At 46.9% G+C, this 19,557-nt stretch carries 17 protein-coding genes; 1 reads left to right on the forward strand and 16 read right to left on the reverse strand.

Features of this window, described 5'->3' with window-relative positions:
• Window positions 1-78: 78 nt before the first annotated feature.
• The 4 genes from L4C44_RS18450 to guaB all read right to left on the reverse strand — a co-directional run bounded on the left by L4C44_RS18450 (window position 79) and on the right by guaB (window position 7,336).
• Window positions 79-1,629, reverse strand: a complete 1,551-nt coding sequence (locus tag L4C44_RS18450) for a Na+/H+ antiporter NhaC family protein (protein ID WP_428805546.1) — start codon at window positions 1,627-1,629, stop codon at window positions 79-81.
• A 274-nt stretch (window positions 1,630-1,903) separates the two neighbouring features.
• Window positions 1,904-3,616, reverse strand: a complete 1,713-nt coding sequence (locus L4C44_RS18455) for a glycoside hydrolase family 19 protein (protein WP_428805547.1) — start codon at window positions 3,614-3,616, stop codon at window positions 1,904-1,906.
• A gap of 324 nt (window positions 3,617-3,940) precedes the next feature.
• The gene (gene guaA, locus L4C44_RS18460; protein WP_146489687.1) at window positions 3,941-5,494 is read right to left on the reverse strand and encodes a glutamine-hydrolyzing GMP synthase; all 1,554 of its coding nucleotides are present in this window, start codon (window positions 5,492-5,494) and stop codon (window positions 3,941-3,943) included.
• A 378-nt stretch (window positions 5,495-5,872) separates the two neighbouring features.
• Window positions 5,873-7,336: an IMP dehydrogenase gene (gene guaB / locus L4C44_RS18465; protein WP_017062496.1), complete on the reverse strand. Its 1,464-nt coding sequence runs from the start codon at window positions 7,334-7,336 to the stop codon at window positions 5,873-5,875.
• 244 nt (window positions 7,337-7,580) lie between these two features.
• On the opposite strand from guaB, the gene xseA reads away from it, so the two are divergent.
• Window positions 7,581-8,927 carry an exodeoxyribonuclease VII large subunit gene (xseA, locus tag L4C44_RS18470; RefSeq protein WP_428805548.1) on the forward strand — a complete coding sequence of 449 codons (1,347 nt, stop codon included), beginning with the start codon at window positions 7,581-7,583 and terminating at the stop codon, window positions 8,925-8,927.
• A gap of 92 nt (window positions 8,928-9,019) precedes the next feature.
• Here the strand turns inward: xseA and ureG are convergent, their stop codons facing one another.
• The 12 genes from ureG to urtB form a co-directional block, all read right to left on the reverse strand.
• Window positions 9,020-9,658, reverse strand: coding sequence for an urease accessory protein UreG (gene ureG, locus L4C44_RS18475; RefSeq protein WP_428805549.1), 639 nt, complete (start codon window positions 9,656-9,658; stop codon window positions 9,020-9,022).
• A 48-nt stretch (window positions 9,659-9,706) separates the two neighbouring features.
• Window positions 9,707-10,387, reverse strand: a complete 681-nt coding sequence (locus L4C44_RS18480) for an urease accessory protein UreF (protein WP_327784186.1) — start codon at window positions 10,385-10,387, stop codon at window positions 9,707-9,709.
• A gap of 40 nt (window positions 10,388-10,427) precedes the next feature.
• Entirely contained in the window at window positions 10,428-11,024 is a 597-nt protein-coding gene (locus L4C44_RS18485) for a HupE/UreJ family protein (protein ID WP_428805550.1), read from the reverse strand.
• A gap of 74 nt (window positions 11,025-11,098) precedes the next feature.
• The gene (ureE, locus tag L4C44_RS18490; protein ID WP_105059088.1) at window positions 11,099-11,551 is read right to left on the reverse strand and encodes an urease accessory protein UreE; all 453 of its coding nucleotides are present in this window, start codon (window positions 11,549-11,551) and stop codon (window positions 11,099-11,101) included.
• A 77-nt stretch (window positions 11,552-11,628) separates the two neighbouring features.
• Entirely contained in the window at window positions 11,629-13,332 is a 1,704-nt protein-coding gene (ureC, locus tag L4C44_RS18495; protein WP_428805551.1) for an urease subunit alpha, read from the reverse strand.
• A gap of 40 nt (window positions 13,333-13,372) precedes the next feature.
• The gene (locus L4C44_RS18500; protein WP_171367592.1) at window positions 13,373-13,708 is read right to left on the reverse strand and encodes an urease subunit beta; all 336 of its coding nucleotides are present in this window, start codon (window positions 13,706-13,708) and stop codon (window positions 13,373-13,375) included.
• An 11-nt stretch (window positions 13,709-13,719) separates the two neighbouring features.
• Window positions 13,720-14,022 (reverse strand): urease subunit gamma, encoded by a 303-nt coding sequence (gene ureA / locus L4C44_RS18505; RefSeq protein WP_004735119.1) that lies wholly within the window; start codon window positions 14,020-14,022, stop codon window positions 13,720-13,722.
• Window positions 14,023-14,155: 133 nt separating this feature from the next.
• A complete protein-coding gene (locus L4C44_RS18510) occupies window positions 14,156-15,103 on the reverse strand; it encodes an urease accessory protein UreD (RefSeq protein ID WP_428805552.1) in 948 nt (315 codons plus the stop codon).
• A complete protein-coding gene (gene urtE / locus L4C44_RS18515; RefSeq protein WP_008222775.1) occupies window positions 15,100-15,795 on the reverse strand; it encodes an urea ABC transporter ATP-binding subunit UrtE in 696 nt (231 codons plus the stop codon). Before urtE ends, L4C44_RS18510 begins: the two co-directional genes overlap by 4 nt.
• 1 nt (window position 15,796) lies before the next feature.
• The gene (gene urtD / locus L4C44_RS18520) at window positions 15,797-16,639 is read right to left on the reverse strand and encodes an urea ABC transporter ATP-binding protein UrtD (RefSeq protein ID WP_146489680.1); all 843 of its coding nucleotides are present in this window, start codon (window positions 16,637-16,639) and stop codon (window positions 15,797-15,799) included.
• Entirely contained in the window at window positions 16,636-17,808 is a 1,173-nt protein-coding gene (urtC, locus tag L4C44_RS18525) for an urea ABC transporter permease subunit UrtC (RefSeq protein ID WP_428805553.1), read from the reverse strand. The genes urtD and urtC overlap by 4 nt, the downstream gene beginning before the upstream one ends.
• A gap of 10 nt (window positions 17,809-17,818) precedes the next feature.
• The gene (gene urtB, locus L4C44_RS18530) at window positions 17,819-19,447 is read right to left on the reverse strand and encodes an urea ABC transporter permease subunit UrtB (protein WP_048663731.1); all 1,629 of its coding nucleotides are present in this window, start codon (window positions 19,445-19,447) and stop codon (window positions 17,819-17,821) included.
• Between the last annotated feature and the right edge of the window lie 110 nt (window positions 19,448-19,557).

The raw sequence follows: 19,557 nt of genomic DNA on the forward strand, positions 1-19,557 counted from the left end.
GATGAAGAACAAGAGAGCGAGCTTTTCGTTACTCGTTTACTCGCATCCCGTATCTATTCACTCACCCGTCATCTTAAACTACGCTTGTTGAGCTTTAGATTCAGAGACTTGAGATTGCACCTCTGATTGAGCATGCTTACTTGCATCACGCTTGGCCAGCAGCGTTACAACAACCAACTGAGCGACAAGCGCACCTAACACAACCAACGAACTTCCAGTAAAACCAGCCACTACGAAACTCACCAGAGCAATAGAACCATTCATCAACGCATAAGGCAGTTGTGTCTTAAAGTGCTCAAACTGATCACACCCTGCCCCTGTTGAAGATAGAATGGTGGTTTCAGAGATCGGTGAGCAGTGATCACCAAACAGACCGCCAGAGAGCACCGCGCCAATCGCAACCAAAAGTGGAGCATCAATAGCAATCGCAGTTGGAATGACAAGTGGCATCATAATCGCAAAGGTTCCCCACGATGAGCCCGTTGCGAATGAGATAATGGCAGACAGTAGAAACGCGACCGCAGGTACTAACCAGTATGGAAAGCCACTCTGTGCTTGTTCAGCAATATAAGCCGCTGCACCCAGCTCTTTACCGACAGTGCTTAACGCCCAAGCTAATACCAAGATTATTGCCACTGGCATCATGTTTCCCATACCTTTTAAGTACACAGAAACACCATCTGAAAGCTTTCTTACTCCGTAGTAAGCCATCAGCGTGATTAAGGTAATCGCGGCAAAGAAATAAGCCGATGATAAAGCTGCTCTGAATGAAGAACCTGCAACCTTTTGGAACGGGAAGCCTTGTGGAACCAACATGGCACATAACACCACAACCATCACCAGCAGCGGTGCCCAGACAAAAGATGCCTTTGCATTTTTATGCGAGAAAGGATTAAGTGATTCGCTATTCACGCCAGAATTAATTCCCGCTTGGCAATCACGTTCAGCTTTTGCCATTGGTCCGAAGTCTAAACCTTTAACAGAAACCAAAGGAACAATGAAAATCGCTAAGAATGCGTAGAACTGGAAAGGAATCGCACCGATAAAGGCATCCCAGTCAGACATATTGACATTCAAGGCGGTAAACTCTTTTTGAATCAGACTCATGATGTAAACGCCCCACCCGATAAAAGGGATAAGAATCGCGACAGGTGATGATGTTGAGTCGATGATAAATGCTAGCTTCTGTCTTGAAAGTTTTAGTTTATCGAAAAGGGGACGAAAGACAGGACCAACAATTAACGGAGTACCTAAGTCAGAGAAAAATATAACGATTCCCCCAAACCATGCTGAGATTTGAGCTTGGCATTTATTGCTTACCCATTGGGTAACACGCTTGGCAAACGCAACACCACCTCCCGACTTCTCCATCAAAGCAACAAAGCCACCGATGAACACCAACAGCATGATCACACCTGCGTTATAGCTGTCGGTAAGTTGAGGGACTAAGTAACCTTTCACCATGGTACCAAACGTATCAAGCGGGTTAAGTTCGCTAAACATACCAGTGAGCATTGCCACACCACTCAGCACGCCTGCAAATAGGCCTATCACTACATTCCTTGTCGCCAACGACAACACCAAAGTAATCACAATGGGGATGAGTGACGTGATATCTGTCTGTTCCATAGGTACACCTTAACCCTAAAATAAAAGAATAAATATAAATTAAATTTGAATATAAATTCACAGCCATCATTTGTACAGGACTTTATTCTCTAACTGGATAATTAGTCTTTAAATACGCTTTAACATAGCCTAATAGACCAGTCGACCTTCCTAGGCCACCAAGTTCGAAACGAAAAAAAACCGAAAGTAAAAACTTTCGGCTTTCAATTATTTATATCGCTACAGTCGTAATATTGAACTCGTCATTTAAACCGCCTTTTCGGTATTCAGACTATCAATTACAACTGATTTCATCCCAGAACCAATTCGACTGAACAGGACTCTCCCAAACACCCGGAGCATTTTTAGCCACGAAGCACTTACCGTTATGTGTCACCTTGTCACCGTTACTCACTTGGCTAACGCCCGCTTGCCATGTGATAAACACCGACGGGTCAACAACGACAGGTGGCTCGGTAACAGGCGGGTCAACTGGTGTTGGCTCTACCGGATCAGGATCAACAGGAGCTGGGTCGACTGGCGCAGGATCAGTCACTACGGGTGGTGTTGGCTCACCCGCCACTAATTTCCAAGGGCCGCCATTGGCAGGGTCATCCCCTTGTGTCCACCATTTCGCTTCGTAGGTTGCACCGTTGTGAGTCACTTGGTCGCCCGCATTGTAAACCTTAGTCGCGTTCCAACCATTGCCACCCGGATCGGTTCCTGGGTCTACCGGATCAAGCTTATCGACCACCTTCACTTCAGGCCAGCTTGCATGAGATCCATAGAAGTTAGTCACACACTTCTCGTAATCCCCAGCAACCAGCGCTGAATAAGCCGTTTGGAATCCAACAAGCTCACATTCAAATGAATAGCCTTCAGGGCGGTCTGCGTAGTATTTCCAGTTACCATCCCAGTTGGTGTACAGCACATCTGTTGCGCCGTTGAGGTTCAAGCTTCCGTATGGAGTTTGCTGCCAACAAGTATTCGCTTCATCAGCTTCTACAGGAATTTCATAGTGCGCCGCGAGCCCTTCCCAGTAACGAATGCGGTTAACTGGTTGGCCTTTGTCTTTATTCTGTTCACCACACTCAATACCACCGTTGATCACATTGATTGTGGTACCAAAGCCATAACCAATACCTGCATCCAGTTCACGTTGAGATGGCGTCCATGTACGGTCAATCACATGCAGCATAGCTGGCTTAGGCGCTTGTGGGGTTAAGAAGAACCAAATAGCAGAAGCCAAGTTCAACCAAGAATCCGCCACTAAGCCCGGATTATTCAGCAGCACGGTTGCGTCACCATCGAACATCACTTCCGAGAATGCACCGTAATTAAAGTGGTAAGAAAGCTGTTTAGCACCACGACCGAAGTAGCCCTGCCCCGCGGCGCATGGCCAGCGTGCATTTTGCCAATCGTTCTGGCCACAACCTGTTGTGTAGCCTTCTTGCCCTTCAGACCACCCCATTTCACGAACATGCACCAGCGCTTGCTGCCACTCTTCAAGAGCTAATGGGTTATCAGAAGTGTTGTCTATTGCAATGTGACCGCCCGTCTCTTGAGAGAAGTGGGCAAAAGCGGTGATGATGGATTTCTTACAGATGGCATCAGAATCACGGCCATCAGTGTACTCTCCACAGAAGGCTGGGAATTTACCAATCGCGCGCAAGAAACGAGTGTAAGTGTATTCTGGCGCCGCCATCTGAGTAAGGAAATCCCATTCAGATTGAGGGAATACACGCTCAACCCGTTTTACGTTTTCAGGGTTAGAAGGTGAACCGAGTTCAATCGCTTCAACGATAGTGTTCGAACGAGTTTGTAATGCTTGTGACCAGATCGCGTACATAGGATCCGAGGTTTTCGCTTGTTCAGCAGCTTGTAATGCCGACTTTTCAACAAGGTAACCATTCGGGTTTTGCGGATCAGGTTGAATGTTCAAAGACGCATGACTTTGTGCTGCCAAAGTGCAGCCCAGTACTGTCGCCAAATATTTGATTTTTAACATGATGGATTCTCTTATCTGTCCTTAATAAGTCCATCAAAGAGTATGCTTCACATGTGAAATGGCCTAGCTGTAGCTGTATGAATTTATAAAAAGTGCGAGTGATATTTTTGATATATAGCTCAACACAACAAAGCGTCTCATGGTTTCTTGAGCTGATATCTAGTTTCCAACTCATTTGGTTTCTAGGTATTGTTCATTTGATTTCGAGGTATTGCTCATAAGCCTTTAATGCAATGAATCAATATAATGAATCGAATAGAAAAAAGCCCCGAACTGAGTTCGAGGCTTAGGGTTTGAATCAACGCTGGTTAAATCTCTAAGAGATTATTCCCACTCGATAGTTGCTGGTGGCTTACCAGAAATATCGTAAACAACACGTGAAATGCCGTTAACTTCGTTGATAATACGGTTAGATACCTTACCTAGGAAGTCGTATGGTAGGTGTGCCCAGTGAGCAGTCATGAAGTCGATAGTTTCTACAGCACGTAGAGATACAACCCAATCGTACTTACGACCATCGCCCATTACGCCAACTGAACGTACTGGTAGGAATACCGTGAATGCTTGAGATACTTTGTGGTAAAGGTCAGCAGCATGAAGCTCTTCAATGAAGATAGCATCAGCACGACGCAGCAAATCACAGTACTCTTTCTTAACTTCGCCAAGTACACGAACACCTAAACCTGGACCCGGGAATGGGTGGCGGTAAAGCATGTTGTATGGAAGACCAAGCTCTAGACCAATCTTACGTACTTCATCTTTAAATAGCTCACGTAGAGGCTCAACAAGGCCCATTTCCATATCATCAGGAAGACCACCAACGTTGTGGTGAGATTTGATTACGTGTGCTTTACCTGTCTTAGATGCAGCAGACTCGATTACGTCTGGGTAGATAGTACCCTGAGCAAGCCATTTAGCATTCTTCAGTTTCTTAGACTCTTCATCGAAGATATCTACGAATACGTGACCGATGATCTTACGCTTAGCTTCTGGTTCAGCTTCGCCTTCAAGAGCGTCAAGGAAGCGTTGCTCAGCGTCTACTTTGATGATGTTTAGGCCAAACTTGTTGCCGAACATCTCCATAACCTGCTCTGCTTCGTTTAAACGAAGAAGGCCGTTATCTACGAATACACATGTTAGTTTGTCGCCGATAGCGCGGTGAGCAAGCATCGCAACTACAGATGAATCAACACCACCAGAAAGGCCAAGGATAACTTCGTCGTCACCTACTTGTTCTTTAATACGTGCAACAGCATCTTCAATAATTGAAGCTGAAGTCCACAGACCTTCACAACCACATGCGTTAAGAACGAAGTTCTCAAGCATTTTCAGGCCGTTCTTAGTGTGTGTTACTTCTGGGTGGAATTGTACGCCGTAGTACTTCTTCTCTTCGTTTGCCATTGCAGCGTATGGGCAAGTGTCTGTTTCAGCGATCTTTGTGAAATCAGCTGGGATTTCAACTACTTTGTCACCGTGGCTCATCCAAACATCTTGAGTAGACTCAAGGTCAGCGAAAAGTGCAGATTCACCAGTCACTTGTACAGCAGCGTAGCCGAACTCGCGCTCAGTAGACGTTGCTACTTTACCGCCAAGTTGCTCAGCCATAGTTTGCATGCCGTAGCAAATACCAAATACAGGAACACCTGAATCAAATACGTACTGAGGTGCACGTGGAGAGTTCTCTTCCGTTACACTTTCAGGGCCACCAGATAGGATGATACCGTCTGGATTGAATTCACGAATATCCGCTTCGTCTACGTCCCAGCTCCAAAGTTCACAGTAAACACCGATCTCACGAATACGACGAGCTACTAGCTGTGTGTATTGAGAACCGAAGTCCAGAATTAGAATACGTTGGTCATGAATATTTTTAGTCATTGTAAGCAGTCTTATTGGCTATGTGATAAAACGGAGGCGAGTTTACTCACCTCTGATTAACTCTTCAAGAAATAAAGCAAACGTTTTCGTTGGATATCTTTAACCCCGTATTTTGAGAAAATCGGACTTTCAACAAAACAGGCGGTAGATATGATACCAATCACAGTAAGTAAGTGTTCAGGAATAGCGCAGGAAAAAAGCTTGAGAACAAGGCTGCTCTATTCGACAAAGAGTTCTGATAAGTAGTTATTCTACAATCAAAAATTCTAACGAAGTTATCGAGCTTTTTAACAAGCTAGGATGACCCGTTATTTACTACGATTGGTATATTAATGTGCCGACTAAATCAGCACATTATTCAAACGTTTGGACGTATTATTAACCTAAACGGTAGTTAGGTGCTTCTTTCGTGATTTGAACATCGTGTACGTGAGATTCTTTCATGCCCGCACCAGAGATACGAACAAACTCAGCTTTAGTACGCATGTCTTCAACAGTTGCAGAACCGGTTAGGCCCATGCTTGAGCGTAGACCGCCCATCTGTTGGTGAACGATCTCTTTTAGACGACCTTTGTATGCGATACGACCTTCAATACCTTCTGGAACAAGCTTGTCTGCAGCATTGTCAGATTGGAAGTAACGGTCAGAAGAACCTTGAGACATAGCGCCAAGAGAACCCATACCACGGTAAGACTTGTAAGAACGACCGTTGTAAAGGATAACTTCACCCGGTGCTTCTTCAGTACCTGCAAACATAGAACCAACCATCACACAAGATGCGCCAGCAACGATAGCTTTACAGATATCGCCAGAGAAACGGATGCCGCCATCTGCGATTACTGGAATACCGTATTCGTTTGCAACTTCAGCTGCGTCTGCGATTGCTGTTACCTGAGGAACACCAACACCCGTAACAATACGAGTCGTACAGATTGAACCAGGGCCGATACCAACTTTAACTGCACTAACACCCGCTTCGATAAGAGCACGAGCGCCAGCGCCAGTTGCTACGTTACCACCGATGATTTGTAGGTCAGGGTATGCAGCGCGAGTTTCGCGGATACGGTTAAGTACGCCTTCAGAGTGACCGTGTGAAGAGTCGATAAGTAGAACGTCTACGCCAGCTTCAACTAAAGCAGCAACGCGCTCTTCGTTACCAGCACCAGCACCAACAGCTGCACCTACACGTAGGCTGCCGCGCTCATCTTTACAAGCGTTTGGTTTACGTTCTGCTTTGTGGAAATCTTTTGCAGTGATCATTCCAGTCAGTTGGAAGTCATCATTTACAACAAGAACTTTTTCAACACGCGCTTCGTGCATTTTCTCTTGAACTTCTTCACGAGTTGCACCTTCTTTAACAGAAGCAAGGCGAGCTTTAGGCGTCATTACTACATCAACTTTCTTAGAAAGATCAGTAACAAAGCGAACGTCACGGCCAGTAATGATACCAACCAATTCGTTTGTTTCAGTAACAACAGGGAAACCGGCGAAGCCGTGTTTTTGAGTAAGGGCTACAACATCAGCGATTGTCGCGTCAGGGCTTACAGTTACTGGGTGAGAAACCACACCAGCTTCGTAAATTTTAACCTGGCGAACCATTTCAGCTTGCTGCTCGATTGACATATTCTTATGAATAAAGCCAATACCACCTTCTTGCGCAAGGGCAATTGCTAGGCGTGCTTCCGTAACAGTATCCATAGATGCAGAGATCATTGGGATGTTTAAAGAAATGTTTTTCGTTAACTGAGTGCGAAGATCAGCTGTGTTCGGAAGAACGGTTGAGTGTGCTGGGACGAGTAAAACGTCATCAAAAGTTAAAGCTTCTTTTGCGATTCGTAGCATTTGCAATATCTCACAACAAAGGTGTTAAAAGGAGTAAACCCAACTTTATCGTTTCGCATAATAAAGTGATTTGGATTTGATATTGCAGACGGATTATACGCACGGCGAAATCGCTTGGCTACACATTTTTGTATTTTTAATTTGCATTTACCCCCTTGCTATGTATTATATTGCCGCTATCTTCCATACTCACGCCCTGTGAGATTCCAAGAAAGACCTTCCTTCAAGGAAAGATAGTGCTTCTATGACTAATCCAAACATCTTTACTGTTTCTCGCCTCAACTCAGAGGTTCGTCTCCTATTAGAAAACGAAATGGGAATAGTGTGGCTCGTTGGTGAAATCTCAAACTTCTCTGCACCTGTCTCTGGTCACTGGTACCTCACGCTTAAAGACTCTCGCGCTCAAGTTAAATGCGCTATGTTTCGTGGCAATAACCGCCGAGTCACCTTTAAACCTCAGAACGGCAACCAAGTTTTAGTCAAAGCTCGCCTATCTCTTTATGAGCCACGCGGTGACTATCAACTGATCATCGAAAGCATGCAGCCAGAGGGTGACGGTAAACTTCAGCAAGAGTTTGAAAAGCTGAAGATGAACCTAGCCGCAGAAGGACTGTTTGCTCAATCAAGTAAACAACCGCTTCCTGAGCATCCAAAGCGTGTTGGCGTTATCACATCGAAAACCGGTGCAGCGCTATTTGATATCCTTGATGTCTTGAAGAGGCGTGATCCTTCGCTGCCAGTGGTGGTTTACCCAAGCATGGTTCAAGGCGAAGAGGCAGCTATTCAGATTGCACAAGCAATTGGACGAGCTAACGAACGCAATGAGTGTGATGTGTTGATTGTGGGTCGTGGCGGCGGTTCTTTAGAAGACCTATGGTGCTTCAATAACGAGATCGTAGCTCGCACAATCGCAGCAAGCCAAATCCCGATTATCAGCGCAGTTGGCCACGAAGTTGATGTCACTATCGCCGATTTCGTCGCAGATATGCGCGCTCCAACACCATCAGCAGCCGCTGAATTAGTTAGCCGTGATAACAGTCATAAAGAACAAGCTTTCGCGTCTAAACGTGCTCGCTTAGTCAGTGCGATTCGTCATGTGTTAATCAAACAAGCGCAATCGACTCAAACGTTGAAATACCGCTTAGAGAAACAACACCCGAGCTACCAACTGCAAAAGCAGAGTCAGCAACTTGATGACCTAGACATGCGTCTGCGTCGCGGTATGGCTCAATACTTGAAGCAGCATGCACAGCGTGTTGAACGTAAACAGCACCAGCTTCACTTGAACTCGCCAGTGAAACGCCTTGGCGAACAGAAACTGCATCTGCAACGTTCAGAGCAAAAGCTATTAGATGCGATGGATAAGACATTACTAACGACTCGCCACCAGCTCGCTATGGCTGCAGAGAAGTTAGAAACAGTGAGCCCGCTGGCTACTCTAAAACGTGGTTACAGCATTACTCATTCTGCATCGAGCAAGACGGTATCATCGATTAACGATGTCGAAGTGGGTGAAGTGATCACCACTCAAGTTGAAGACGGTGTGATTGAGTCGCAAGTGACCACAAGAGTTACTAAGAGCGAGCTTTAAGTTTGACTCGAACGTTTGAAACCAGAAAGCCCTATCGATAATCGACAGGGCTTTTTAGTATCTAACGGCTTAAAAACTCAATGATTCCAACCCTACTCAGTAGTAGAAGGCTCTTTCATGGTTAGCATCCCTTCGGTCACGATAAAGTTGATGATGAAGTCTAACCCTTGGCTCTCTTTGAGGTTGGTGAACACGTAAGGCTTGGTTGGACGCATACGTTGTGTGTCTTGCTCCATGACTTCAAGTGACGCACCAACATACGGTGCCAAATCGATCTTGTTGATAACCAACAGATCAGAACGTGTGATACCCGGACCACCTTTACGTGGGATCTTTTCCCCTTCAGCTACATCAATCACGTAGATAGTAAGGTCGGCTAACTCAGGACTGAACGTCGCACTCAAGTTATCACCACCACTCTCTACAAACACCACATCAAGGTTCTTATGTAGCTTAGCCAGCTCTTCGACTGCCGCGAGGTTCATCGACGCATCTTCACGGATCGCAGTGTGCGGACAACCGCCTGTTTCCACACCGATAATACGGTCAGGTTCGAGAGCTTCAGCTCGTGTCAGTATCTTTGCATCTTCTTGGGTGTAAATGTCGTTGGTTACTACGGCAATGTTTAGCTTGTCGCGAATTGCCTTACACAGCACTTCCAACAGTACGGTTTTACCAGACCCCACTGGGCCACCAATACCAATTCGAAGTGGTTGCTTATAACTTTCCATAATCTACTTCCTTATATTCTTTTCTTGCTACCTCGTTAGCGCTGATCGCTACGAACGAAATAGTCGTGTGTATTGTGTTTCGTGCAGTGAACTCGCTAATGCCATCGAAGGCGAAAAGCTACCTATCATCCAATCTTCTATCATGCGTGCTTTCTCAATCACCTCAGGAAAGGTGTTAGTGATATTAATCAGCGCCAACTGCCCATCGGTTTGGCCTAAAGGCACCAGTTTGACTCCCGCCGTAACGATATTCTCAAGCCAGCTCCATAGATAACCCTGCTTAAGGCTTTCTAAATCGATATCCCAATGTTGAGCCGCGATGCACATTCCTAACAGCTGGTTTGGGTGACTATCAACAGAATCCACCAGCGAAATATCGATCTCTAAGCGCTTTAACAAGGTATTCAATGCATGCCCGCGCTGCTTTTCTTCTGCTCGTAATTCACTGGTTTCACGGCTTGAGTACAAGTAGTTACACCAGTGCTCAATCTCATCGAGTTCACCTTTTTCTAGAGCATGATAAAGACGCTCTAAGATAGGTAATTCCAAGGTCGCGACACTGGAACTGACGATGGTATTGAGCCACTGCTCCATGCTATCGCGATTTGTCACCCACCCCGCCTCAACCGCTAGCTCTAGCCCTTGCGAATAAGTGAAACCACCAATCGGCAAAGAGGGACTGATCAATTGGAACAGACGATAAATCGCGACATTTTCTGTTGTGCTCATACTCTGCTCTCTGTCTTCTAAATTCGAAAAGTTCGAGAGCTTACGCGCCTAACAGTAATACTGCGCTTGCTGAAGCAACACCGACTGACAACCATTTAGAGTAAACTGCGCGCCCAACAAACGTACCGACAACCATTAATGCCAAAGCAGTGATGCTCATACCTGTTGCAAATTGAGTTAGGTTGCTCGCAGCTTCAACGCCGTGTGCGTAACCATGAAAAAACAACATCGCAATGGAAGCGACTAATACGCTGTTTACACGCTTGGTTGATGGTGAGAATACGTGCCATAGACATAAACTGACGACGAACAGAGAAGCGATGATTGCTGGTTCAACAAATACAGAGAAACCTAAGGCTTGGCCTGCGATAAGCCCAACGACTAGTGAAGCCAATCCACCGCCAATCAACGCGGCTTTTATCTTGGTTGAAAACGACAGTGCGCCAATTAACAGACCGAAAGCGATCAGCATGATCAGGTGATCCATACCTGTTACCGGGTGAGTTAGGCCAGACATAAATGAGTGAGACTCATGAACCGAATGCGAACCATGTCCCGGGTGAGCCAAAGCCAATGTCGATGTTGTTAGAGAAGCCAGTGTGAAAGTGCATAAGCCTGCAGCTGTTTTAAAGTTCATCGCGAGTTCCTTGCGTTTATAGTTATTAATATCGTGGTTGTATCTAATAAATGGGTGAGTCTCAAATGACTCGATTAATGATGGTGATGATGACCACCTGAGCGACCGCCATAAGCGCCACCTTCAGGTTCAAAAGGTTGTTTTTCGGTCGTCACTGTCGCCCCCAAACCTTCAACCATTTCGTCCAAAACATGATCGTGTTGATAACGCACCCAGCCCGCCTCGACTTGCAGTGGCACATGTCGGTTACCAAGGTGGTAAGCAACACGAGTTAACAGATGCGAGTCTTCACAGTAAACAGTCGACACGGTTTCCGGCGCCGCTTTCACTTCAACGGTTAAACCACACTCACTAGTTAATTGTTCCCCGCCACGCAAAATATGACCGCGTGGTAAAAACAGCCCGGCATCACGGCCATCATCCAATGTCACTTTAAGGCGACTTTTGATGCGGCTATCGATCGGTAGGCTTAAAAAGCCATCTGGAGCCGTGTTCAACTCCACTTGAATTTGAGTAAGTTCAATCATGCTATTACCTCAATCTCCTTGTGAGATTTATAACGTTCAAAATAGGGTCACTAAAATAAGATTCTTTAGTCAAAGGCTTAGAATAGAAAGTACCGCTGAGCCATTGGCAGTTCTTCAGCCGGCTCACACGTCAGCAGTTCACCATCAGCGCGTACTTGATACGTCTGAGAATCAACCTCAATCTTCGGCATCCAGTCGTTCAGCTTCATGTCAGCCTTGCTGATGTTTCGGCAGTTGCTGACTACACCAATCAGGCTCTTTAGTCCCAACTGCTTATCGATGTTCTGTGCCTTGGCTTCTTTGGAAACAAATAGCATCGATGTGTTCTGACACGCCTTGCCATAGCTACCAAACATAGAACGGTAGTGAACAGGCTGAGGTGTTGGGATAGAGGCATTAGGATCGCCCATCGGTGCCATCGCGATCATGCCGCCTTTCAAAATCACACTTGGTTTCACTCCAAAAAAAGCTGGTTTCCACAGCACTAGATCAGCCAGTTTGCCTTCTTCAATCGAACCGATTTCATGCGCCATACCGTGAGTGATGGCTGGGTTAATGGTGTACTTTGCAACGTAGCGACGAAGACGGAAGTTATCGCTGTAGTCAGAATCTTCCTTAAGGCTGCCACGCTGCACCTTCATCTTGTGCGCAGTTTGCCAAGTACGGGTGACCACCTCGCCTACGCGACCCATTGCTTGCGAATCCGATGCAATCATCGAAAACGCGCCAAGATCATGAAGAATGTCTTCTGCAGCAATGGTTTCACGGCGAATACGCGATTCAGCGAACGCGACATCTTCAGCAATCGACGGTGACAAGTGGTGACACACCATCAACATATCCAAGTGCTCATCGACCGTATTAACGGTGTAAGGTCGTGTCGGGTTGGTAGAAGAAGGCAGAACATTCGGCTCACCTGCTGCGCGAATAATATCGGGAGCGTGGCCGCCGCCTGCACCTTCGGTGTGATAGGTATGAATCACGCGATCACCGATCGCACCCAAAGTCGATTCAACAAAGCCTGACTCATTCAAGGTGTCTGTATGAATCGCAACTTGTACGTCCATCTCGTCAGCAACACTCAAGCAAGTATCAATTGATGCAGGTGTTGTTCCCCAGTCTTCATGTAACTTCAAGCCCACTGCGCCGGCTGCGACTTGTTCACGCAATGCTTCCGGTTGGCTAGCATTGCCTTTCCCGAGTAAACCAAAGTTCATTGGGAATTGGTCGAGCGACTCCAACATACGGTGCATGTTCCACGGACCAGGTGTACAGGTCGTCGCATTGGTGCCTGTGTTTGGCCCAGTACCACCACCTATCATGGTAGTCACACCCGACGCCAGCGCCTCTTCAATCTGTTGTGGGCAGATAAAGTGAATGTGTGAATCGATACCACCCGCGGTGAGAATCGAGCCTTCACCTGCCAAAATTTCCGTGCCCGGGCCAATGACTATATCGACGCCTGGTTGAACGTCTGGGTTACCCGCTTTACCCAACGCTTGAACTCGGCCGTCTTTGATTGCGACATCCGCTTTTACAATTCCCCAGTAGTCCAACACAATCGCGTTAGTGATCACCAAATCTGGCGTTTCGGCACTTGGACGTTGGCTTTGCCCTTGCCCATCACGAATCACTTTACCGCCGCCAAACTTCACTTCGTCGCCGTATACGGTGTAATCCTTTTCAACTTCTAGCCATAAATCGGTATCAGCAAGACGCACTCGATCTCCGATTGTTGGCCCAAACATTTCGGCATAAGCCTGTTTGGATATCGTCGCCATGATCAATCCTTTGTTGTTTTAATTCTTTCTATGGGAGCGCTTAGAGCTTGCCCATCACCTTTCCTTGGAAGCCATAAATCTCTAACTTACCGGCGTAACGCACTAACTCGACGCTACGTGACTGACCCGGTTCAAAACGAGTGGCAGTACCTGCAGGGATATTGAGTCGAAATCCTTTAGTGGCTTCTCGGTCAAAGATCAAAGAAGGGTTTGCTTCATAGAAATGGTAATGAGAGCCGATTTGCACAGGACGGTCGCCAATGTTTTGCACCTTAACCGACGTCGTGTCTCGGCCTTCATTTAAAGTAATGTTGCCCGGAGCGGTTTCGACTTGCCCGGGAACTAAGCCTGAATAATGTTTGGTGGAACCAGCCATATTACTTCTCCCTACACGATAGGTTCATGAACGGTCACCAGCTTGGTGCCATCAGGAAAAGTGGCTTCGACTTGTACATCTGGGATCATGGAAGGGATCCCCTCCATGACGTCATCGACGGTAAGCAGTGTGCGTCCAAAATCCATCAGTTCCGAAACGGTTTTACCCTCGCGGGCACCTTCTAGAATGGCGCTGCTGATCAGTGCAATAGATTCTGGATAGTTGAGTTTTAAGCCTTTTTGTTTGCGCTGCTGTGCCAGCATTCCTGCGCAGAAGATAAGTAGCTTATCTTTTTCTCTTGGTGTTAATTCCATTTAGCCGCCCGCTGTTAGTGTTGTTTTCTTATTGCTCAGAAACGCATGAGCAGTAAGTGGGATTCAGTCACAGCAAGCTTGAAAAAATGTACCGAGGGCCGGAAGTCGCCCTCGGTACAAATAGGGCTAATCGCTAAGTCGCCCAAATCCTTGGTAAATCAGGAGTCGTACCACATAAATGAGAGCGAGTTGCTTGCCATATCTGACCAAAGGCCTGGAGGATGTCTTCACTCCAATAACCCAAGGCTCGCACCACAATCAATCCTTCTATCTGTGTCGCACCCAATATTAATGTGGGTTCACTCGACGTTTTTGATGTAACTGATTGCTGTGAAGCTTGCTGTGTAATAGATAAGAGCAAGCTCTGTACCAACTCTAAATCTTGCTTCTCATTTGAGGTGATATAAAAAGTCCCCATCATTGAATAATCAAGTAACCCCATATTTATCATTAACTTATCGCCACCGTGAAAATTAAAACCTTCAGTCAGAAGCCTTTGATTATCAAGATAGATTTCCGTCTTCCCAACGAGGTGACCATGCTCGAATCCCTCATTCTGTGCAGGCCGTCCAAAACAGTGCATCTCCCAACCCCAAAACTGTGCACCCTTTTCTAGGCGTATTTCAGTATCGAGTCGAACATGCGCATTGGGGAAAAAGATGTTCTCTTGCGGCACCCACTCCAAGCGAGCCCCTTTCTCCACACGTAAGGTTTGCTTCTGCTTGGCGTACTTGTTGTTGGAACGATAGAACTTGGTCGCACCAGGTGTAGTAATCAACGCGTGAGCACCGTGCTCAAGATTCACGTTAATATTGAGAGTGTCACCACCTACCACTCCGCCGGGGGGATGGAGTAAGTAGGTGTGACACGTTTCCCCATCAGGATACAGGGGGCGTTGCACCGCAAGCGGACCAGACTGCTGACGATTCTTTAATACGGTTTTATCACCGCGATCGACAAAGGTGAGGTTTAAACTCGCTTGCCAACCATCACGAATATCTTGTTCGATGGTTTCATTCAGAGACAAGGCTTCTACTAAAGAAGCCTTGCTTACTTCATTCGGAGAAAAGAGAGAATTCATACGGTTAGGTACTCCTTAATCAAAGACTCATCGAGCCCTGTCATTTCACCTTCTGCCACTTGGCGTCCACGGTCGAGAATACAAAAACGGTCACCGACCTTTCTTGCAAACGGCAGCTTCTGTTCAACCAACAGAACCGTGAGCCCCATTTTCTCGTTGAGCATGCGAATGATGTCGCCAATCTCTTGCACAATATTGGGTTGAATACCCTCCGTCGGCTCATCCAAGATCAATAGCTTTGGATTAACCACCAGCGCACGCCCAATCGCTAGCTGTTGCTGCTGACCACCCGATAAATCACCACCGCGACGATGTAGCATCTCTTTTAACACTGGGAAAATATCGAAGATGAATTCAGGGATCTTGCGGTCACCCTTTTTACGAATCGGTAAACCGACCTCTAGATTTTCTTGAACAGTGAGCATTGGGAAGATCTGGCGACCTTGTGGTACATAGCCGATCCCTTGGCGTGGACGATCCTCGGCATCGGTTTTCAAAAGCGACTCACCCGATAAAGAGATGTCGCCGCTTTCAACCTTAACCAGCCCCATGATGCATTGCAGCAAGGTGGTTTTTCCGACGCCATTGCGCCCCATTAACACCGTGCATTTACCTTCAGGGATCTGCATATCCAAGTCCCATAAGGTGTGGCTCTCACCGTAATATTGATTAACTGATTTAACCTCTAACATCCTATTCTCCGAGATAAACTTGTTTAACTTCAGGGTGAGCCTGCACTTGATCCATGGTGCCTTCAGCCAACACGTGACCTTGATGGAGCACGGTGACATGGCTAGCAATCGAACGAACGAAATCCATATCGTGTTCAACCACGACCACCGAGTGCTTGCCTGCCAGCGAGTTGAGCAGTTCAGAGGTGCGATCCATCTCTTGGTGAGTCATACCTGCAACGGGTTCATCCACCAGCAACAGCTTAGGGTTTTGCATCAGTAACATACCGATCTCTAACCACTGCTTTTGTCCGTGAGACAGGTTACCCGCTAAGTTTGCCGCTTCGTCTTTGAGGTGAATAAGCTCAAGTACCGAGGTGAGTTTGTCTTTCTGCTCACCAGACATCACAGCAGTGAAAGTTGCCCACACAGAGCGATCGCCCGACATCGCCAACTCAAGGTTCTGCCACACGGTTAAACATTCAATTACCGTCGGCTTTTGGAACTTGCGTCCAACACCTGCATTAGCAATTTCAGCTTCGTTCATCTTGAGTAGATTGATGTTCGAACCTAGCCACACTTCTCCAGTATCGGGCTTAGTCTTGCCTGTAATGATGTCCATCATGGTGGTTTTACCTGCGCCATTCGGACCGATGATGCAGCGCAGTTCGCCCTCTTTGATATAAAGATTGAGGTCGTTTATCGCTTGGAAACCATCGAAGCTTTTATTAACGCCTTCCACGTACAACAACACGTTGTGACGGGTATCGATGGCTGGATGAACATCGGGTTTGAGGTAATCAAAAACTTCGTCTCGACGAGTGAACGCCTGAACCGATTCCTTTACGCTGTTAAATGTGGTCATGCGATCACCTCCTTGCCTTTATGTTGATCATCCTTACCTTGTCCTTCGCCTTTTGAAGTCGATGCCTTGCGTAACTGTTGCCACTTTTCACTGACAAAGCCAATCACACCTTGTGGGAAGTACATGGTCGAGAGAACGAATAGACCACCTAGAGCGAAAAGCCACACCTCTGGGAATTCAACCGTAAACCAGCTCTTGGCGTAGTTGATGATCAACGCACCAACAATGGCACCAAACAGAGTGGCGCGACCGCCCAATGCAACCCAAACCACAATCTCAATCGAGTTAAGTGGCGCAAACTCTCCCGGGTTGATGATGCCGACTTGAGGAACATATAAAGCACCCGCAATCCCCGCGATAACTGCAGACAAAACGAAGACCCATAACTTGATGCCATCGACGTCGTACCCCATAAAACGAGTACGAGACTCGGTATCACGAATCGCCAGTGCCACACGACCTAATCGACTGGTCACTACCATTCGACACGCGATGTAGCTTAGGATCAGCGAGATACCCGTCGCGACAAACAGGCCAATCTTAACGGCATCACTCTGCAAGCTCAGGCCGATGATGTCTTTGAAATCCGTCAATCCGTTATTACCACCAAAGCCCATCTCGTTGCGGAAGAACGCCAACATCAATGCGTAAGTTAATGCCTGAGTCATGATAGAGAGGTAAACCCCTGACACACGAGAGCGAAAAGCCAGATAACCGAACAAATAAGCCAATGCGCCCGGCACCAACACCACCATCAGACAAGCGAACCAGAACTGATCAAAGCCCTGCCAAAACCACGGCAACGCTGACCAATCAAGGAACACCATAAAGTCAGGTAGGATTGGATCACCATAAACCCCACGGTCACCAATCTGACGCATTAAGTACATGCCCATCGCATAACCGCCAAGCGCAAAGAAAGCGCCGTGGCCTAGGCTCAGTATTCCGAGGTAGCCCCACACCAGATCGAGCGCCAAAGCCAACATCGCATAGCTCAAGTATTTGCCCATTAGTGAGATAGTGAAGGTCTCAACATGAAGTGGGTGTCCACTTGGCAACATGGTGTTAGCCAGTGGAATAAGAATCACGGCCGCAAGAATGGTAAGGATGGTCAGTTGGCCACCTTTATCACCACGCATCGCCGAAAGTACAAATGATTTAGACTGCATGATGTTGTCCTTAACCTTCAGCCGCACGACCACGTTGCGGGAACAATCCGCGTGGGCGTTTTTGAATAAATAGAATGATGAAAACCAGTACTAAAATCTTAGCGAGTACTGCGCCAGCCCAGGGCTCTAAGATCTTATTGAATAAACCAAGGCTTAAGCCTGCGACGAGTGTTCCCCACAAGTTGCCGACTCCGCCGAACACCACCACCATGAAAGAATCGATGATGTACGCTTGCCCCATATTCGGGCCAACGTTAGTCAACTGAGACAGTGCCACACCCGCGACACCCGCTACGCCAGAACCTAAACCAAAGGTCATCGCATCAACTCGTTCAGATCGAATACCCATCGCACGCGCCATACCACGGTTTTGAGAAACGGCACGAACCTGTAAACCTAGTGGTGTCTTTTTCAGAACCATCAACAAGCCCATGAACACCAAACCACAGAACAGGATGATATAAAGTCGGTTGTAGGTCAGAGATAACATTGGGTTCAATTGAAGTGCGCCAGACATCCATTCAGGCGTGCTCACTGAGCGGTTAAGTGGAGAGAAAATAGAGCGAACGGCTTGTTGCAAGATCAAGCTTATACCGAAGGTCGCGAGCAAGGTTTCCAGTGGACGGCCGTAGAGATGACGAATCACACTGCGCTCAATCGCAATACCGACCAGACCAGACACAATAAATGCAGCCGGAATAGATAGAATCAGCGCTAAACCGATGTGGTTCGGCATTAGCAACTGAAGTACATAGGTGGTGTAAGCGCCAATCATGATCAGCTCGCCATGGGCCATGTTGATTACGCCCATCACACCAAAAGTGATCGCCAAGCCTATGCCTGCCAACACCAACACAGAGCCCAAACTCAAGCCAAAGAACACGGTCTCAACACCCGAATAGAGTGCTTGGCTCTGTTGATAATCGTCCATTGCACGTTCAGTTGCAGCCAAGACCTTTGGATCTTGTTCGCTGTTGAGCAGCTGGTTTAGCGTCTTTAGCACGACGGATTGTTTGAAGTCGCCAACTCGTTCAATTGAAGCCACACGAGCTTCAATTGTGGCGCTCTTATCAAGAGAGGTGAAAATGGCTAACGACAAGTCCATCAACTCAGCGACTTTGCCCTCTGACTCACTGGTTCTCAGCACAGCTAAACGATCGATAATGTCAGGATCTTTGGTACCGAGCAGATCCAGAACCGCTTTATAACGTGTATCTGGGTTACTGCTGTTCAGTCCAATCGAGGCAATTTCCCCACGCAAGATCCCGCGAAGCTTGTTGTTCACGCGAACCTTCTTAAACTGCCTAGCATTCTCGATACTGAGGCTTGACTCATCCCACACCGACTGAGCCGAGGTTGCTGTTTTAATGCTTTGAATCAGGTAGAGCTGTTTATATTGCTCGCTCTGTTTGTCATTAAAGTAATAGAGATTTCCGTTTAACCAGCCATCCAAAATAGGTTTCGACACGTCTTCAGTTTGTGCCTCAATGACCCAATCGATAGCCAATTCTTTATCCGATGTTTTCTTACCAACTAGCGCCTTGGTAAAGCTAGCTTCATCCGTTATTCCAGCAAAAGCCAACTGAGCACTGACTGCCATAAGCAATAGCGCCTTAAATACGTTCAATACGTTTTTCATCCCTGCTTCCTTAATCCACCTAGCTAGATATTGTTATTTTTGCTCAATGGACATGTGGAGAATTATTGTTAGTTGATACGATGAGCCTTCCGTTTGCTACACCTCATACA

It is taken from the genome of Vibrio satsumensis, from assembly GCF_050337435.1.
Taxonomy (GTDB): Bacteria; Pseudomonadota; Gammaproteobacteria; order Enterobacterales; family Vibrionaceae; genus Vibrio; species Vibrio satsumensis.

Bases quoted from the DNA above. Each gene is read 5' to 3' on its own strand.
- L4C44_RS18450 (WP_428805546.1), bottom strand. From the start codon at position 1,629: ATGGAACAGACAGATATCACGTCACTCATCCCCATTGTGATTACTTTG.
- L4C44_RS18455 (WP_428805547.1), bottom strand. From the start codon at position 3,616: ATGTTAAAAATCAAATATTTGGCGACAGTACTGGGCTGCACTTTGGCA.
- guaA (WP_146489687.1), bottom strand. From the start codon at position 5,494: ATGACTAAAAATATTCATGACCAACGTATTCTAATTCTGGACTTCGGT.
- guaB (WP_017062496.1), bottom strand. From the start codon at position 7,336: ATGCTACGAATCGCAAAAGAAGCTTTAACTTTTGATGACGTTTTACTC.
- xseA (WP_428805548.1), top strand. From the start codon at position 7,581: ATGACTAATCCAAACATCTTTACTGTTTCTCGCCTCAACTCAGAGGTT.
- ureG (WP_428805549.1), bottom strand. From the start codon at position 9,658: ATGGAAAGTTATAAGCAACCACTTCGAATTGGTATTGGTGGCCCAGTG.
- L4C44_RS18480 (WP_327784186.1), bottom strand. From the start codon at position 10,387: ATGAGCACAACAGAAAATGTCGCGATTTATCGTCTGTTCCAATTGATC.
- L4C44_RS18485 (WP_428805550.1), bottom strand. From the start codon at position 11,024: ATGAACTTTAAAACAGCTGCAGGCTTATGCACTTTCACACTGGCTTCT.
- ureE (WP_105059088.1), bottom strand. From the start codon at position 11,551: ATGATTGAACTTACTCAAATTCAAGTGGAGTTGAACACGGCTCCAGAT.
- ureC (WP_428805551.1), bottom strand. From the start codon at position 13,332: ATGGCGACGATATCCAAACAGGCTTATGCCGAAATGTTTGGGCCAACA.
- L4C44_RS18500 (WP_171367592.1), bottom strand. From the start codon at position 13,708: ATGGCTGGTTCCACCAAACATTATTCAGGCTTAGTTCCCGGGCAAGTC.
- ureA (WP_004735119.1), bottom strand. From the start codon at position 14,022: ATGGAATTAACACCAAGAGAAAAAGATAAGCTACTTATCTTCTGCGCA.
- L4C44_RS18510 (WP_428805552.1), bottom strand. From the start codon at position 15,103: ATGAATTCTCTCTTTTCTCCGAATGAAGTAAGCAAGGCTTCTTTAGTA.
- urtE (WP_008222775.1), bottom strand. From the start codon at position 15,795: ATGTTAGAGGTTAAATCAGTTAATCAATATTACGGTGAGAGCCACACC.
- urtD (WP_146489680.1), bottom strand. From the start codon at position 16,639: ATGACCACATTTAACAGCGTAAAGGAATCGGTTCAGGCGTTCACTCGT.
- urtC (WP_428805553.1), bottom strand. From the start codon at position 17,808: ATGCAGTCTAAATCATTTGTACTTTCGGCGATGCGTGGTGATAAAGGT.
- urtB (WP_048663731.1), bottom strand. From the start codon at position 19,447: ATGAAAAACGTATTGAACGTATTTAAGGCGCTATTGCTTATGGCAGTC.